Here is a 15,297-nt window from a genome sequence, read left to right on the forward strand (position 1 = left end):
CCGGACCCTCGTGGTCCGGCGGGCGTCGCCTTGCACACTCCGCTCAGCGCTCCAGGATGGCTGTCACGCCCTGACCACCGGCGGCGCAGATGGAGATCAGCCCGCGCCCGCTTCCCCGCTCGGCCAGCAGCTTGGCCAGGGTCGCCACGATTCGCCCGCCGGTGGCGGCGAACGGATGCCCGGCGGCCAGCGACGAACCGTTGACGTTGAGTCGGTCGGTGTCGATCGCGCCCAACGGCGCGTCCAGGCCGAGCCGGTCCTTGGCGAACTCCGGCGACTCCCAGGCGGCGAGGGTGGCCAGCACCTGCGACGCGAACGCCTCGTGGATCTCGTAGTAGTCGAAGTCCTGCAACGTCAGCCCGGCACGGGCCAGCATCCGGGGCACCGCGTACGCGGGTGCCATCAGCAATCCCTCGTCGCCGTGCACGAAGTCCACGGCCGCCGTCTCCGACCAGCTGAACCAGGCCAGCACGGGCAGGTGATGCGCCGCCGCCCACTCCTCGCTGGCCAGCAGCACCGTGGAAGCGCCGTCGGTGAGCGGCGACGAGTTGCCGGCCGTCATGGTGGCCTGCTCGGCGTCCGGGCCGCGGGTGCCGAAGACCGGCTTCAGCGAACCGAGCTTCTCCAGGCTGCTGTCCGGGCGGAGGTTCTGGTCTCGGGTGAGCCCCAGGTACGGCGTCATCAGGTCGTCGAAGAAGCCCCTGTCGTACGCGGCGGCGAGGCGCTGGTGTGAGCGCAGCGCCAGCTCGTCCTGGGAGCGTCTGTCGATCTGCCAGCGCGCTGCGGTCCGGGCGGCGTGGTCGCCCATGGACAGGCCGGTACGCGGCTCTGCGTTGCGCGGGATCTCCGGCTTGAACGGCTGGAGCGGGCGCAGCTTCGCCGCGATCTTGAGCCGTTCGCCCAGCGTACGGGCCGAGTTGAGCTTGAGCAGCGTGCGGCGCATCTCCTCGTTGACGGCGAGCGGGGCGTCCGAGGTGGTGTCGACACCGCCGGCGATGCCCACGTCGAGCTGGCCGAGGGCGATCTTGTTGGCGACCAGGATGGTCGCCTCCAGGCCGGTGCCGCAGGCCTGCTGGATGTCGTACGCCGGGGTGTGTGGGTCGAGCCGGGAGCCGAGGACGACCTCGCGGGTGAGGTTGAAGTCGCGGGAGTGCTTGAGCACCGCACCGGTGACCACCTCGCCGATGCGCTGCCCGGCCAGCCCGTAGCGGGCGATCAGGCCGTCGAGCGCCGCGCCGAGCAGGTCCGCGTTCGACGCGTCCGCGTAGCGGGCGTTGGAACGGGCGAAGGGGATGCGGTTGCCCCCGATGACCGCGACCCGCCGGATGCTCTGCACGATCCGCCTCCTCGACATGTGTTGCTCGAACCCTACTCGCCAGTAGGCTACGCCCATGACCGACAGGTACGCGAGCTTCGTCCAATCGGCCGCCGGCCGCGCGCTGGTCAAGCGCCTCGGGCTGCCCGACCCGCCCCGACTGCGCCGGCACCACCCCGGCGACCCGCTGCTGGCCGGCCCGGCCCTGCTCGGCGCGGCCACCGGCGGCCGGCTCGCCGAGCCGATCGCCAAGATCCTGACCGCCGCCGGGGTCGAGCTGCGTGACACCGGCACCGCCGGGCCGCAGGATCGCTTCGGAGCCCTGGTGTACGACGCCAGCGGCATCACCGACTCCACCGAGCTGCGCCAGCTCTACGACTTCTTCCACCCGCAGGCCCGGGCAGTGCTGCCCAGCGGCCGGGTGATCGTGCTGGGCACCTCACCGGAGGAGTGCCCGACACCCCGCGAGGCGACCGCCCAACGCGCCCTCGAAGGGCTGGTCCGCAGCATCGGCAAGGAGTTCGGCCGGGGTACCACCGCGCAACTCGTCTACGTGAGCGGTGACGCGGCGGACGACCCGGCCCACTCGGCTGGCACCATCACGAGCCTCGAATCGACACTCCGGTTCCTGCTGTCCGGCCGGTCCGCGTACGTGTCGGGGCAGGTCATCCGGGTCGGTGGCGGCGCGGCGAGCGTCCCGGCCGACTGGGACCGCCCGTTGGACGGGCAGGTCGTGCTGGTCACCGGCGCCGCACGGGGCATCGGTGCGGCCCTGGCGACGGTGCTCGCCCGCGACGGCGCGAAGGTGGTGGCCCTGGACATCCCGGCCGCCGGTGACGCGCTCGCCGCGGTGGCGAACGACATCGGCGGCACCGCCGTCCAACTCGATCTGACCGCGCCGGACGCGCCGACCCGACTCGCCGAGCACCTGGCCAGCCGGCACGGCCGGGTCGACGTGGTGGTGCACAACGCCGGCATCACCCGGGACAAGACGCTCGGCCGGATGGACGCCGACCGGTGGGACCAGGTGATCGACGTCAACCTCTCCAGCCAGGAGCGGATCAACGACGTGCTGCTGGCGCGGGAGCTGATCCCGGCCGGCGGGCGGATCATCTCGGTCTCGTCGATCGCCGGGATCGCTGGCAACCGGGGGCAGACCAACTACGCCACCAGCAAGGCCGGCGTGATCGGGCTGGTCGACTCGCTCGCGCCGGCCCTGCGGCAGCACGGGATCAGCGTCAACGCGGTGGCCCCCGGCTTCATCGAGACCCGGCTGACGGCCCGCATCCCGCTGGTCGTCCGCGAGGCGGGCCGGCGGATGAACAGCCTGGCCCAGGGCGGGTTGCCGGTGGACGTGGCCGAGACGATCGGCTGGCTTGCCTGGCCAGCCAGCGGCGCGGTCAGCGGAAACGTGGTCCGGGTCTGCGGCCAGAGCCTGCTGGGGGCGTGATGGGCGCGCGGCCGGAGTCGGGCAGCCGTACCCCTGTCGAACTGACCCGGATGCCGGCGGCCGGGGCGCTGCACCGACGGGCGTTGCTCGGTGCGCTACCGGGCCTCGGCGGCGGACGGCGCGGGCCCGACCTGCCGGCGGTCGAGTTGACGGTGGGCGGGGTGAGCGTCGACCGGGCGCGGCTGGCCGACTACGACCGGGTCTGCGGGTTCCGGCTCAGCGATCGGCTGCCCGCGACGTTTCCGCACGTCATGGGCTTTCCACTGGCCCTGCGCCTGATGACCGCGCCGAACTTTCCCCTCCCGCTGATCGGCCTGGTGCACGTCGCCAACCGGATCACCACGCACCGCCCGATCACCGCCGACGAGACCCTCGACTTCACCACGTACGCCGAGAACCTGCGCCCGCACGACCGGGGGCGGCAGGTGGACGTGGTGCTCGTCGGCTCGATCGACGGAAAGGAGGTGTGGCGCGGCGTCTCGACGTACCTCGGTCGGGAGCGTAAGCCGGGCGGACGCGAGCCCGGCGAACGTCCCCCGGCGCCGACGGCCACCGCCCGCTGGCGTGTGGAACCGCGCGTCGGTACGGAGTACGCGCGGGTCTCCGGCGACCACAACCCGATCCACACGTCCCGGCTCGGGGCGCGGCTGTTCGGCTTCCGCCGGCCGATCGCGCACGGCATGTGGAGCAAGGCGCGCTGCCTGGCCGCGTTGGAGGCCCGACTGCCGGACGCGTACACGGTCGAGGTCGCCTTCAAGCTGCCAGTGCCGCTGCCGAGCACTGTGAACTTCGCGCTCTTGCCCGACGGCGGGTTCGCCCTGCACGACTCGCGTGGCCGACCGAACCTGACGGGTCTCGTGCGCTGAGCACACCCGCCGGCTTCGTGCGCTGAGCGCATCGCGCTGACTTGGTGCGCACAGTTGCCCTTGGCAGGCGCGCACTTCTGCGCTAAGTTGTTCTCACAGCGAGATGTTCTCAGGATGAGAGAGACGTAATGGACGAGCAGGAGTTCCTGGCCGCGTACGACCCCCGGGCCTACCCGTCGGTCGCCGTGACCGTCGACGTGGTGGCGCTGACCATCCGCGACGGCGCACTGCACCTGCTGCTGATCCGGCGCGGCGAGGCACCTTTCGCGGGGCACTGGGCGCTGCCTGGGGGCTTCGTCCGCCCCGACGAGGACCTGACCGCTGGCGCCCGACGGGAGCTGGCCGAGGAGACCGGGCTCGGCGGCGAGGCGCTGCGCCGCGTACACCTGGAGCAGTTGGGCAGCTACGGCGCTCCCGACCGTGACCCGCGGATGCGGGTCGTCTCGATCGCGCACCTCGCGTTCGCCCCCGACCTGCCGGACGCGGCCGCCGGCAGCGACGCCGACGAGGCCATCTGGCTGCCGGTGACCGCGTTGACCAGCCGGCAGCTCGCCTTCGACCACGGCCGGATCATCGACGACGCCTTGGAACGGGCCCGCTCCAAGCTGGAGTACACCCCGCTCGCCACCCGCTTCCTCGCCGCCGAGTTCACGATCAGCGAACTGCGCGCCGTCTACGAGACGGTCTGGGGGCACCCGCTGCACGCCGGCAATTTCCACCGCAAGGTGCTCTCCGTGCCGGGCTTCGTGGAGAGCACCGGCGCCAGCACCGAGCGCGGTGGTGCCCGAGGCGGCCCGCGCGCCCGGCTCTACCGGGCCGGCGACGCCCGCCTGCTGCACCCGGCGTTGCTGCGCCCCGCCCACGAGGAGACGGTGCGGTGAGGGCGACGGACGCCATCCGCCTGGTCACGGCCGCCCGCACCGACGCCGACCTGTTCGGCGCCGACCAGCCGGCCCGCCGCTACCGCGAGCTGGTCGCGGCCCTGCACCCCGACCGCCTGCCGACCGACCCGGCGGTACGCGCCGAAGCCATCGACGCGTTCATCCACGTCACCACCCGGTGGCAGGCCCGGCAGACCACGGTCCTCGGCGACTACCGGCTCGGCGCGCCGGCTCACTCGGGTGACCTGGCCGACCTCTACGACGTCGGCGACGACCGGCTGCTCAAGCTCCCCCGACGGCCCACCGACAACGACCTGATGGCCCGCGAGGCGCACGCCCTGCGCACCATCGCCGATCGCGGCGACCCGCGCTACCTGCCGTACGTGCCCCGGCTGGTCGACGAACTCCGGCACCGGGACACCGCCACCGGCGCGGAACGGCGGATCAACGTGCTCGCCACCGCACCCGGCCTGCACGACCTCGAACAGGTGCGGCGCGCGTACCCCGACGGGCTGGACGCCCGGGATGTGGCCTGGATGTGGCGGCGGCTGCTGGTGGTGCTCGGCCTGGCCCACTGGGCGGGCGTGGTGCACGGCGCGGTCCTGCCCCGACACGTGCTTATCGAGCCGGACGCCCACGGCGTGGTGCTCGTCGACTGGTGCTTCTCCGCGGCCGTCGGGAGCACGATCCCGGCGGTCGTACCGGGCCACGGCTGGAACCCGGAGGAGGTCCTCAAGAAGCAGCGGTGCGGGCCGGGCACCGACATCGCGATGGCCAGCCACTGCATGAGCTGGCTGATGGGGCCGCGCGCACCCCGCGAGCTGCACACCTTCGCGCAGGGCTGCCGGCAACGGTCCCTGGACGCCCGGCCCGACGACGCCTGGCGCCTGCTACGCGAACTCGACCAGGTGCTGGACCGGCTCTACGGGCCACGCACCTTCCGACCCTTCACCCTCACCCCCTAGGGAGCTGACATGGGCAGTGGAATCTGGTCCACCGACGTGTACGACGCCGCCGACCGCTACCGCCGGTCCACCGGCAGGAGCGCCTTCTCCTACAGCGACAGCGGGGCACGCACAGTGCACCCCGCGCTCGATCCCAGGGACGCGACCCGCGAGAGCCGCGACTCCGACGAGCACCCCCGGTCGACGCCCGTCGCGGTGCTCTTCGACGTGACCGGCTCGATGCGTACGGTGCCGCGGGTCCTACAGACCAAGCTGCCGCAACTGCTCGGGCTGCTGCAACGGCAGGGCTACGCCAGCGACCCGCAGATCATGTTCGGTGCCATCGGCGACGCCACCTGCGACCGGGTGCCGTTGCAGGTGGGCCAGTTCGAGTCGGACAACCGGATGGACGACGACCTCGGCCGGATCGTGCTGGAGGGCGGCGGCGGCGGGCAGATGAGCGAGTCGTACGAGCTGGCCATGTACTTCATGGCCCGGCACACGGTCACCGACAACTGGGAGAAGCGCGGCCGGCGCGGCTACCTCTTCATCATCGGCGACGAGCTGGCGTACCAGCGGGTGAAGGCCCGGGAGGTGGCCGGCCTGATCGGCGACCACCTCTCCGAGGACGTGCCGCTGCGGCAGGTGGTCGACGAGGTGACCCGCCGCTGGGACACCTACTACCTGCTCCCGGCCGGCAGCCACTACGCCGGCAACGCCAAGGTGCTCGACTTCTGGCGGGACCTGTTCGGGCAGAACGCCGTCGTGCTCGACGACCTCGACGCGGTCTGCGAGACCATCGCGCTCACCATCGGCCTCGGCGAACAGGCCATCGACCTGGACGAGGGCCTGCGCGATCTGGATCGCGCCGGCTCCGGCGCCACCGGGACCGTGTCGAAGGCGCTGGCCCGCCTCGGCCGGGAACGGCGGGCCGAGGTGTCGACGCTGCCGGCGTTCACCGACACGGCCGGCGGGGTGACCCGGCTGTGAACCACGTGGCGGTGGTCGACCTCGGCTACGGCGACGCCGGCAAGGGCACGGTGGTGGACTGGCTCTGCGCCACCCGTCCCGTGCACACGGTGGTCCGCTTCAACGGGGGCGCGCAGGCGGCACACAACGTCGTGCTGCGCGACGGGCGGCACCACACGTTCGCGCAGTTCGGCGCCGGCACGTTCCATCCCGGTGTGCGTACGCACCTGTCCCGGCACGTGGTGGTGGACCCGCTGGCGTTGGCCGCCGAGGCCGACCACCTCGCCACGCTCGGGGTGCCCGACGCGCTCGACCGGCTGACCGTCGACGGGGACGCACTGCTCGCCACCCCGTACCACCGGGCCGCCAACCAGGCCCGCGAGATCGCCCGGGGAGCCGACCGGCACGGCTCCTGCGGGCTGGGGGTGGGCGAGGCCGTCGCGTACGGTCTCGCCCACCCCGACGACGCACCCCGGGTCGCCGACTGCCACAGCCCAGCGCTGCTGCGCCGCAGGCTGACCACAGTGCGGGACCGGCTGACCGCCGAACTGGGCCCACTGGACGCGCCACCGATCGACGACTGCCTGCCCGCGTTCACCGGGTTCGCCGACCGGGTCGCCATCGTCGACGGCAGTTGGCTCGCCGGGGCGCTGCGCACCGGGACCTGCGTCTTCGAGGGCGCGCAGGGGGTGCTGCTCGACGAGTGGCACGGCTTCCATCCGTACACCACCTGGAGCACCACCACGTTCGCCAACGTCGACAGCCTGCTCGCCGAGGCGGGCCGGCCCGGCGACGTGACCCGGATCGGGGTGCTCCGCGTGGTCACCACCCGGCACGGGCACGGCCCGTTGGTGACCGAGGACCGGAGCCTGCCGTTCGCCGATGCGCACAACGCCACGAACCCGTGGCAGGGCCGGTTCCGGTTCGGCCACTTCGACGCGGTCGCCCACCGGTACGCCCTCGCCGCAGCCGGCGGTGTCGACGGCCTGGCAGTGACCCACCTGGACCTGGCCGGCCCCGACCTGCGGATCTGCCGCCGCTACGACACGACCGACCGGCTCACCCCGGGCCCGCCCGGTGACCTGGACCGCCAGGCCGCGCTCACCGCCCGCCTGCTGCGCTCCCGCCCGCTGTACGACGAAGCGCCGGTGGACTGGCCGGCAGCGGTGAGCGCGGAGCTGGACACCCCGGTGGTGCTCACCTCACGCGGCCCCACCGCCGAGAGCAAGACCCCACACGGCCCGCTGCTAGCCCCACGACCCCTGGCCCACGCAGCCTGACCCACCCCGCCCCAGCCCCACCCCCAGCCCCACCCCCGCCCCGTCGATCTTGCACTTTCGGTTGTTGTTATACGGCTTTTGCAGGGTTTGGTGCGGGCACAAAATGCAAGATCGGCGCGAGGCGAGGTGAGGGTTATCCAGCGGCTTCGGCCACCGGGCGGGTCGCGCCCGGCGAGCATGGGGGCATGGACTCCGCGCTCGACCTGCTCCGACAGCTGGTCACCTCACCGTGGGTGTACCTGTTGATCTTCGGGCTCACGGCGGTCGACGCGTTCTTTCCGGCAGTACCCGGCGAGGCGGCCGTCATCACCGCCGCCGTGCTCTCCACCAGCGGAAATCCCAAGCTGGCGGCGGTGATCGTCGCCGCCGCGCTGGGCGCCTGCGCCGGTGACCACGTCTCGTACGCCATCGGGCGCGGTGGCGGCGCGAGACGCCTCGCCGGGTTTCCCGACGGCAGCCGCCGACGAGCCAGCTCGGAGTGGGCCCGGCGCGCGCTGAACCGGCGTGGCGGGCTGATCCTGACCACCTCCCGGTATCTGCCGGGCGGGCGGACCGCCGTCACCCTCACCATGGGCGCGGTGCGTTATTCCCGCCGGTCGTTCCTGCTGTACGACGCGATCGCGACGGTCACCTGGGCCCTGTACTGCGGGCTGCTCGGCTACTTCGGCGGGCTGGCCTTCGAACGGCACCCCGTCAAGGGCGTCCTCGCCGGGATCGGCCTGTCGGTGATCGTCACGCTGGGCATCGAGGGCATCCGTTGGCTGCGCCACCGGGCGCGCCGCCGCGCCGCCACCACCACCGACCGGGCCGGATCGACCTGACACCTGTCACAGCAGGTCGGCGTCGTGCACCAGGATGGCCAGCTGCACCCGGTTGCCCGCGTGGAGCTTCGCGAGCGCCCGGCTGACGTGTGCCTTGACGGTGGCCTCGCTCATCGTCAGCCGCCGGGCGATCTCCGCGTTGCCGTGCCCGCGTGCCACCTCCCGGACGATCGCCAGCTCCCGCTCGGTCAGCGGTGCGAGACGCTCACGGGCCGCGTCCCGGCGGGCCGGGCCACGCTCGGCGAACGAGCTGATCAGGCGCCGGGTCACCGTCGGGGCGAGCATCGCGTTCCCGGCGGCCACGGTACGAACGGCGGCGGCCAACTCCCGGGGCGGGGTGTCCTTGAGCAGGAAGCCGACCGCGCCGGCCCGCAGCGCACGGTGCACGTACTCGTCGAGGTCGAAGGTGGTCAACATGATCACCTTTGGGCCGGCGGCGACCACGTCGGGCGCGACGGTCAGCCCGTCGACGCCCGGCATCCGCACGTCGAGCAGCACCACGTCGGGACGTAACCGCTGGGCCTGCTCCAGCGCGCCGGCGCCGTCCGCTGCCTCACCGACCACGGTGATGTCCTCCGCCGCCTCAAGGATCAGCCGCAGCCCGGCCCGAACCAACTGCTCGTCGTCGACCACCACCACCCGGATCACGCCGCACCCGCCAGCGGGATCAGAGCCCGGACCAGGAAGCCACCGTCCACGGGGGCTGCCTCCAACCGGCCGCCGAGCAGCTCCACCCGCTCACGCAGCCCGAGCAGGCCCTGCCCGGCACCCGGCAGCGCCGACCCGCCCTCGGACGGGCCGTTGCGGACCAGCACCTCCAGCCCGTCGGGCAGGTAGCGCAGGCAGACGGTCGTCTCGGCGTCGGCCGCGTGCTTGCGCACGTTCGTCAGCGCCTCACGGACCACCCGGTACGCGGTACGCCCCAGCGTCGCCGGCAGTGCCGTCGGCACACCCTCGTCCTGCCGGGACACCCGCAGCCCTGCGGCACGGGACTCCCCGATCAACTCGTCCAACGTGTCGAGCCCCCGCTCCGGCGTCACGGCAGGGCCGGCCTGGCGCAGCACACCCAGCACCTCGCGCAGGTCGGTGAGCGCCTGCCGGCCGGTCGTCCGGATCAGCGCGGCGGCCTCGACGGTCGCCGGGTCCGCGGCTGTCACCTCCAGCGCCCCGGCATGCACCACCATCAACGAGACCCGGTGTGCCACCACGTCGTGCATCTCTCGGGCGATCCGGGTCCGCTCCTCGGCACGGGCCCGATCGGCGCGGGCCTCCTGCTCGCGTTCCAGCCGCTCGGCCCGGTCCCGCAGAGCGGCGAGCGTGTCCTGACGGGCCCGCACCCACAGGCCGAAGACCAATGGGAGCCCCACCAGGCAGGCGGCGAGCAGCAGCACGTTGCCGGTGCTGGCGGTGGTGATCCGGCGTACGCCACCCACCGACAGCCCGACCAGCACCCCGCCGGTCAGCACCAGTGCCGCCCCGGCGAGGTAGCCGGCGAGTTGGCGACCGCGCAACCGCAGACCCGCCTGGTACGAGGCCAGCACCCCGGCCGCCGCCGCGGCGAGCACCAACCAGCCGACCGCCGCAGCCAGGAACAACGGCCAGCGGCGGGTCCGGACCGTGAGGGCGGCACCCGCCGAGCCCAGTGCGATCAACAGCACGACCACGCTCGGCAGCGGCGAGCGGACCCCGATGTCACCGGTCGCGCTGGCCCACACGGCTGCGGCGACCAGGACGGCGAGCAGCGGCGGGGCGTACCGATCGACGACCCGCCGGAGGGCGACGGCGCTGGAGGCCACACAGCGAGCCTAGGGCTCAGCCGACGTGTCGGGCCGCCCCGCAGCGCCGTACCCGGGTGAGGTGGGGGATGACCCCGATGCACAGTCCGGGCCGGCCGCTACCTAAGTAGTGCCGCCCAGCTGACCACTGGCCGATGTCGGGAGCAGCCGCCCCGACCAGCATCGAGATCATGGATCTGCTCGACCTGCTGCACGACACGATGTCCTCACCCTGGGTGTACCTGGCGATCTTCGCGATCGCGGTGCTCGACGGCTTCTTCCCGGTGGTGCCGAGCGAGACGGCGGTGATCACCGCAGGGGTGTTCGCGGCCTCCGGAGCGCCGTACCTGCCGGCGGTGGTCCTGGTGGCCGCCGCCGGGGCGCTGGTCGGCGACCACATCTCGTACGCCATCGGGAGGGGTGGCGGCACCCGGTTGCTCGACCGGCTGCCGCCCGACGGTCGACGCCGAGCCGCCATCGAGCGGGCCCGTCGGGGGATCGCCACCCGGGGCGGTCTGATCCTCACAGTGGCCCGCTACGTTCCGGGCGGCCGGACCGCTGTCACACTCACCATGGGTGCGGTGCGCTATCCACGGCGACGGTTCCTGGCCTTCGACGCGCTGGCCGCCGGCTCGTGGGGGCTCTACTCGGCGCTGGTCGGCTACGTCGGCGGGCTTGCCTTCGAGCAGGACCCGCTGCGCGGTCTCCTGCTCGGTCTGGGCCTCGCCCTGACGGTGACTGTGGTCGTCGAGGTGGTCCGCTGGCTCCGCAACCGCCGCCGTACGGCGCGGGCCGGCGAGCCGGGCACCGACGCCCTTCCCGCCGGGGCCGTCAGTCGGCCGGCGGACGCCAGGTGACGCCGTGCAGCAATTGGGCGGCACCGAGCCAGGCCACGTTCATCATCCGGGTGGCAGTCTTCTCCGGGTCGGCGTCCGGGTGGTCCGCGAGCCAGTCGGCCAACGACTCGGTAGCGCCGACCAGGGCGTACGCGACGACCTCCAGGTCGATGGCGGCGATCTCGCGGCCCTCGGCGCGCAGTGCGTGGTCGAGCATTCCGGCGACCACCTCGACCAGCCGGGCCCGCATGGTGGCCAACTCGCCGGCGAACGGCTGCTCGCCCCGGGCCTGCCGGTAGAGCACCGCCCACCCGTCCCGGTGGGCGCCCACGAAGCCGAAGAACGCCCTCAGCCCGCGCCAGAGCCGCTCGTCGGCCGGCAGGTCGGGAGCCGCCGCCCCGGCGATGGCCTGCATCATCCGGGTGCCCTCCCGGTGCAGGCAGGCGACGAAGAGCTCCTCCTTGGTGCCGAGGTACGCGTACACCATGGGTTTGGAGATGCCGGCGTCCTCGGCGATCTCGTCCATGCTGGCGGCGTGAAAGCCACGTCGGGAGAAGACCTTGACGGCCGCGTCGAGCATCTGCTGCTCGCGGACGGCGCGAGGCAGGCGCTTGAAGGCGGGGACGCTGGACACCTTGCGAGCATACCTACTCGTGCGTAGGGTTACGCGCGAGTAGCCAATCTTCCGGAAGGCGCACCTGATGACTGACTTCGACCCGGCCACCTTCGCCAACGTGGGCCCCAAGGAGTTCGCCCAGCTGGTCAAGTCCACCCCGGACGACAAGATCGCCCAGGTGATGTCCGGCGACCTGCGCGACAAGGTCCTGGGCGAGGTGTTCGGCCGGATGCCGTCGCTGTTCCGCGCGGACCGGGCCGGTTCCACGAACGCGGTCATCCACTGGATCATCACCGGTCGCCCCGACGGCGGCAGCGACACCTACGAGGTGGTCATCGCCGACGGCACCTGCGTCGTCAACGAGACCCCGCAGCACGACCCGAAGCTGAGCCTCACCATGGGCCCGGTCGAGTTCCTGAAGATCGTCTCCGGTGGCGCCAACCCGGTGATGATGTTCATGACCGGCAAGTTGAAGGCGAAGGGCGACCTCGGCCTCGCCGCCAACATCGCCAACCTGTTCGACATCCCCAAGGCCTGACATGGCTGAGTTCTCGCTCGACCTGAACGAGGAACAGCGGGATCTACGCGACTGGGTGCACGGCTTCGCCGCCGAGGTCGTGCGCCCAGCCGCCGCCGAGTGGGACGAGCGCGAGGACACCCCGTGGCCGGTGATCCAGGAAGCCGCCAAGGTCGGCCTCTACGGCTTCGAGTTCCTCGCCACCTGCTGGGCCGACCCGACCGGGCTCTCCCTACCGATCGCCAGCGAAGAACTCTTCTGGGGTGACGCCGGCATCGGCATGAGCATCTTCGGCACCTCCCTCGCCGTCGCCGCCATCTACGGTGCCGGCACCCCCGACCAGATGGTCGAGTGGGTGCCGCAGTGCTTCGGCGACGTCGACTCGCCGGCCGTCGCCGCCTTCTGCACCAGCGAGCCGGAAGCCGGCTCCGACGTCGGCGCGATGCGCACCCGGGCCGTCTACGACGAGGCCACCGACGAGTGGGTGCTCACCGGTCAGAAGGCGTACGCCACAAACGGCGGAATCGCCGGAGTGCACGTGGTCACCGCCTCCGTCGACCCCACGCTCGGCTCCCGGGGTCAGGCGGCGTTCGTCGTACCGCCGGGCACCCCCGGCCTGGCCGCCACCCGCAAGCTGCGCAAACTCGGCCTCCGCGCGTCGCACACCGCCGACGTCTTCCTCGACGGGGTCCGCGTACCCGGCCGCTGCCTGCTCGGCGGACGGGACGCATTGCTGGCACGCCTCGACCGGGCCCGCTCCGGTCAGCGGGCCACCGGGCAGGCCGCGATGCGCACCTTCGAGCTGTCCCGACCCACAGTCGGCGCCCAGGCGCTCGGCGTGGCCCGGGCCGCCTACGAGTACGCCCTCGACTACGCGAAGGACCGGGTCCAGTTCGGACGCCCGATCATCGAGAACCAGGCGGTCGCGTTCGCGCTGGCCGACATGCGGATGGAGATCGACGCGGCGCGGCTGCTGGTCTGGCGGGCCTCGTGGATGGGCCGCAACAACCGCCCGTTCACAGCGGGTGAAGGATCGATGTCCAAGCTCAAGGCCGGCGAGGTGGCCGTGTCGGTCACCGAGAAGGCAGTGCAACTGCTCGGCGGAGCCGGCTTCCTGCGTGACCACCCGGTCGAACGCTGGTACCGGGACGCCAAGATCTACACCATCTTCGAGGGCACCTCGGAAATTCAACGACTGGTCATCTCCCGGGCGATCTCCGGGATGCAGATCCGCTGACCGCCGTCGGCCCAGCCCCTCGACCGGGGTTGGGCCGACGGTGGCCCGGATTCCACGATCTGTGCCGTCTTTGTCACCCCACGCCGACGCCAACTGGGCCTTCAGCCGCGCCCAGTGCATGATCAAGGAAAGAAGCCCTGATGGACGGGGCATGCCGACGCCCCGTCCGCGCACCACCCCGAGGAGGTCTGCGGCATGGACCTGCCGTTCATCGTTGCCACGCTGACCCGTCGCGGGCTGCTCACCCCCGGCAGCCCGGTCCGGGTCGCCTCGCAGCTCAACGCGTTGCGCACGTGGGGGTGGAGCCTGGCAGGCGAGCTACGCCAAGCAGCCGCCCGAGACCCGGGCCGTCCCGCCGTCATCGACGAGAACGGCGTCGAGCTGACCTACCACGACCTGCTCGATCGGGCCGAACGGATGGCCCGCTCGATGCGGGCCGGGCTCGGCGTACAGGCCGGCGACCGGATCGGCGTGCTCTGCCGCAACCACCACGGGCTGATTGAGACGATCGTCGCCGCCACCCTGCTCGGCGTCGACGCGGTACTCGTCAACACCGGGCTCAGCGCCGCCCAACTGGGCACCGTCGCCGAGGAACAGCGGCTGCGGCTCCTCGTACACGACGACGAGTTCGCCGACCGGGTCCTCGGCCTCCCCGCCGAACTGTCCCGGCTCGACGAACGCGCGCGCGAGGAGTTGGTGGCCGGGGCACTGCCGGGTGACCTGCACCCGCCCGAGCGCGACGGCCGGATCATCGTGCTCACCTCCGGCACCACCGGTACGCCCAAGGGCGCTCGCCGGCCGACGCCCAGCGGCTTCGGCCCACTGGTGTCCATCATCGACCGCATCCCCCTGCACGCCCGGGACCGCGTGATGATCGCCGCCCCGATCTTTCACACCTGGGGATTCGCCGCCCTCCAGGTCTGCCTGGCACTACGGGCCACCATCGTGCTGCACCGCCGCTTCGACCCGGCCGCCACGCTCGCCGCCCTGAGCGAGCACCGGTGCGACGCGCTCTTCGCCGTACCCGTGATGGTGCAACGGCTGCTGGAGGTGCCCCCACCGGACCCGCGTCCACCGCTGAAGGTCGTCGCGGTCAGCGGCTCCGCCCTGCCCGGCGGACTGGCCCCGAAGTTCATGGACGTCTACGGAGACGTCCTCTACAACCTCTACGGGTCCACCGAGGTCTCCTGGGCCTCCATCGCCGGCCCGCAGGACCTGCGTCAGGCACCCACCACCGCCGGCCGCCCGCCGCACGGCACCCGGCTGGAGTTGCTCGACGACGACGGCCGACCCGTACCGGACGGACGGGTCGGGCGGATCTGCGTCGGCAACGAGATGCTCTTCGAGGGCTACACCTCAGGCGCCAACCGGGAAACCCACGACGGTCTGCTCGACACCGGCGACCTCGGCCGGCTCAACGCCGACGGGCTGCTCTTCGTCGACGGCCGGGCCGACGACATGATCGTCTCTGGTGGGGAGAACGTCTTCCCGTCCGAGGTGGAGGACCTGCTCGCACAACTGCCACAGGTCCGCGAGGCGGCCGTGATCGGCGTGCCCGACCCCGAGTACGGCCAGCGCCTCTCCGCGTTCCTCGCCCTGCACCCCGGCGAGACCCTCGACCCCGAGGCGGTGCGCGAGTACGTCCGGCACTTCCTGGCCCGGTTCAGCGTCCCCCGGGACGTGATCTTCGTGAAGTACCTGCCCCGCAACGCCACCGGCAAGGTACTCAGCCGAGAACTGCGCCGCTACTACGGCTGACGGCGGCGAGGCGCGTCGGCTGGTGCGTGCCG

15 protein-coding genes are annotated in these 15,297 nt (G+C 72.4%); 11 read left to right on the top strand and 4 right to left on the bottom strand.

Annotation, left to right across the window (positions count from 1 at the left end; genetic code table 11):
- Positions 1 to 43 precede the first annotated feature (43 nt).
- Complete coding sequence (locus tag OG598_RS26160; protein WP_328651501.1) at positions 44 to 1,336, bottom strand: acetyl-CoA C-acetyltransferase; 1,293 nt, start codon at positions 1,334 to 1,336, stop codon at positions 44 to 46.
- 55 nt (positions 1,337 to 1,391) lie between these two features.
- Here OG598_RS26160 and OG598_RS26165 point away from each other — a divergent pair, with 55 nt between their 5' ends.
- The 7 genes from OG598_RS26165 (at position 1,392) to OG598_RS26195 (ending at position 8,526) form a co-directional block, all read left to right on the top strand.
- On the top strand, positions 1,392 to 2,765 hold the full coding sequence (locus OG598_RS26165) for a 3-oxoacyl-ACP reductase (protein WP_328651502.1): 1,374 nt from the start codon (positions 1,392 to 1,394) through the stop codon (positions 2,763 to 2,765).
- Positions 2,765 to 3,631 carry a MaoC/PaaZ C-terminal domain-containing protein gene (locus OG598_RS26170; RefSeq protein WP_328651503.1) on the top strand — a complete coding sequence of 289 codons (867 nt, stop codon included), beginning with the start codon at positions 2,765 to 2,767 and terminating at the stop codon, positions 3,629 to 3,631. The genes OG598_RS26165 and OG598_RS26170 overlap by 1 nt, the downstream gene beginning before the upstream one ends.
- 128 nt (positions 3,632 to 3,759) lie before the next feature.
- Positions 3,760 to 4,512, top strand: coding sequence for an NUDIX hydrolase (locus OG598_RS26175; protein WP_328651504.1), 753 nt, complete (start codon positions 3,760 to 3,762; stop codon positions 4,510 to 4,512).
- A complete protein-coding gene (locus tag OG598_RS26180) occupies positions 4,509 to 5,477 on the top strand; it encodes a serine/threonine protein kinase (RefSeq protein WP_328651505.1) in 969 nt (322 codons plus the stop codon). The genes OG598_RS26175 and OG598_RS26180 overlap by 4 nt, the downstream gene beginning before the upstream one ends.
- A 9-nt stretch (positions 5,478 to 5,486) precedes the next feature.
- Positions 5,487 to 6,446, top strand: coding sequence for a hypothetical protein (locus OG598_RS26185; protein WP_328651506.1), 960 nt, complete (start codon positions 5,487 to 5,489; stop codon positions 6,444 to 6,446).
- On the top strand, positions 6,443 to 7,705 hold the full coding sequence (locus OG598_RS26190; protein WP_328651507.1) for an adenylosuccinate synthetase: 1,263 nt from the start codon (positions 6,443 to 6,445) through the stop codon (positions 7,703 to 7,705). Before OG598_RS26185 ends, OG598_RS26190 begins: the two co-directional genes overlap by 4 nt.
- A 185-nt stretch (positions 7,706 to 7,890) precedes the next feature.
- On the top strand, positions 7,891 to 8,526 hold the full coding sequence (locus OG598_RS26195) for a DedA family protein (RefSeq protein WP_328651508.1): 636 nt from the start codon (positions 7,891 to 7,893) through the stop codon (positions 8,524 to 8,526).
- Positions 8,527 to 8,532: 6 nt separating this feature from the next.
- Here OG598_RS26195 and OG598_RS26200 read toward each other — a convergent pair whose 3' ends face one another.
- A complete protein-coding gene (locus OG598_RS26200) occupies positions 8,533 to 9,174 on the bottom strand; it encodes a response regulator transcription factor (RefSeq protein WP_328651509.1) in 642 nt (213 codons plus the stop codon).
- Positions 9,171 to 10,322, bottom strand: a complete 1,152-nt coding sequence (locus OG598_RS26205; protein WP_328651510.1) for a sensor histidine kinase — start codon at positions 10,320 to 10,322, stop codon at positions 9,171 to 9,173. The genes OG598_RS26200 and OG598_RS26205 overlap by 4 nt, the downstream gene beginning before the upstream one ends.
- 134 nt (positions 10,323 to 10,456) lie before the next feature.
- Between OG598_RS26205 and OG598_RS26210 the strand changes: the two genes are divergently transcribed.
- Positions 10,457 to 11,158 (top strand): DedA family protein, encoded by a 702-nt coding sequence (locus tag OG598_RS26210; RefSeq protein WP_442931376.1) that lies wholly within the window; start codon positions 10,457 to 10,459, stop codon positions 11,156 to 11,158.
- On the opposite strand, the gene OG598_RS26215 is transcribed toward OG598_RS26210, so the two are convergent.
- Positions 11,133 to 11,771 carry a TetR/AcrR family transcriptional regulator gene (locus OG598_RS26215; protein WP_112586169.1) on the bottom strand — a complete coding sequence of 213 codons (639 nt, stop codon included), beginning with the start codon at positions 11,769 to 11,771 and terminating at the stop codon, positions 11,133 to 11,135. The two genes, OG598_RS26210 and OG598_RS26215, sit on opposite strands and share 26 nt — an antisense overlap.
- Before the next feature lie 67 nt (positions 11,772 to 11,838).
- Here OG598_RS26215 and OG598_RS26220 point away from each other — a divergent pair, with 67 nt between their 5' ends.
- From OG598_RS26220 to OG598_RS26230, 3 genes are all read left to right on the top strand, one after another.
- Entirely contained in the window at positions 11,839 to 12,291 is a 453-nt protein-coding gene (locus OG598_RS26220) for an SCP2 sterol-binding domain-containing protein (RefSeq protein WP_196920508.1), read from the top strand.
- A gap of 1 nt (position 12,292) precedes the next feature.
- Positions 12,293 to 13,507: an acyl-CoA dehydrogenase family protein gene (locus OG598_RS26225; RefSeq protein ID WP_328651511.1), complete on the top strand. Its 1,215-nt coding sequence runs from the start codon at positions 12,293 to 12,295 to the stop codon at positions 13,505 to 13,507.
- 195 nt (positions 13,508 to 13,702) lie between these two features.
- Complete coding sequence (locus OG598_RS26230) at positions 13,703 to 15,265, top strand: AMP-binding protein (RefSeq protein WP_328651512.1); 1,563 nt, start codon at positions 13,703 to 13,705, stop codon at positions 15,263 to 15,265.
- Positions 15,266 to 15,297 lie beyond the last annotated feature (32 nt).

Source organism: Micromonospora sp. NBC_00330 (assembly GCF_036136635.1).
GTDB lineage: Bacteria > Actinomycetota > Actinomycetes > Mycobacteriales > Micromonosporaceae > Micromonospora > Micromonospora salmantinae.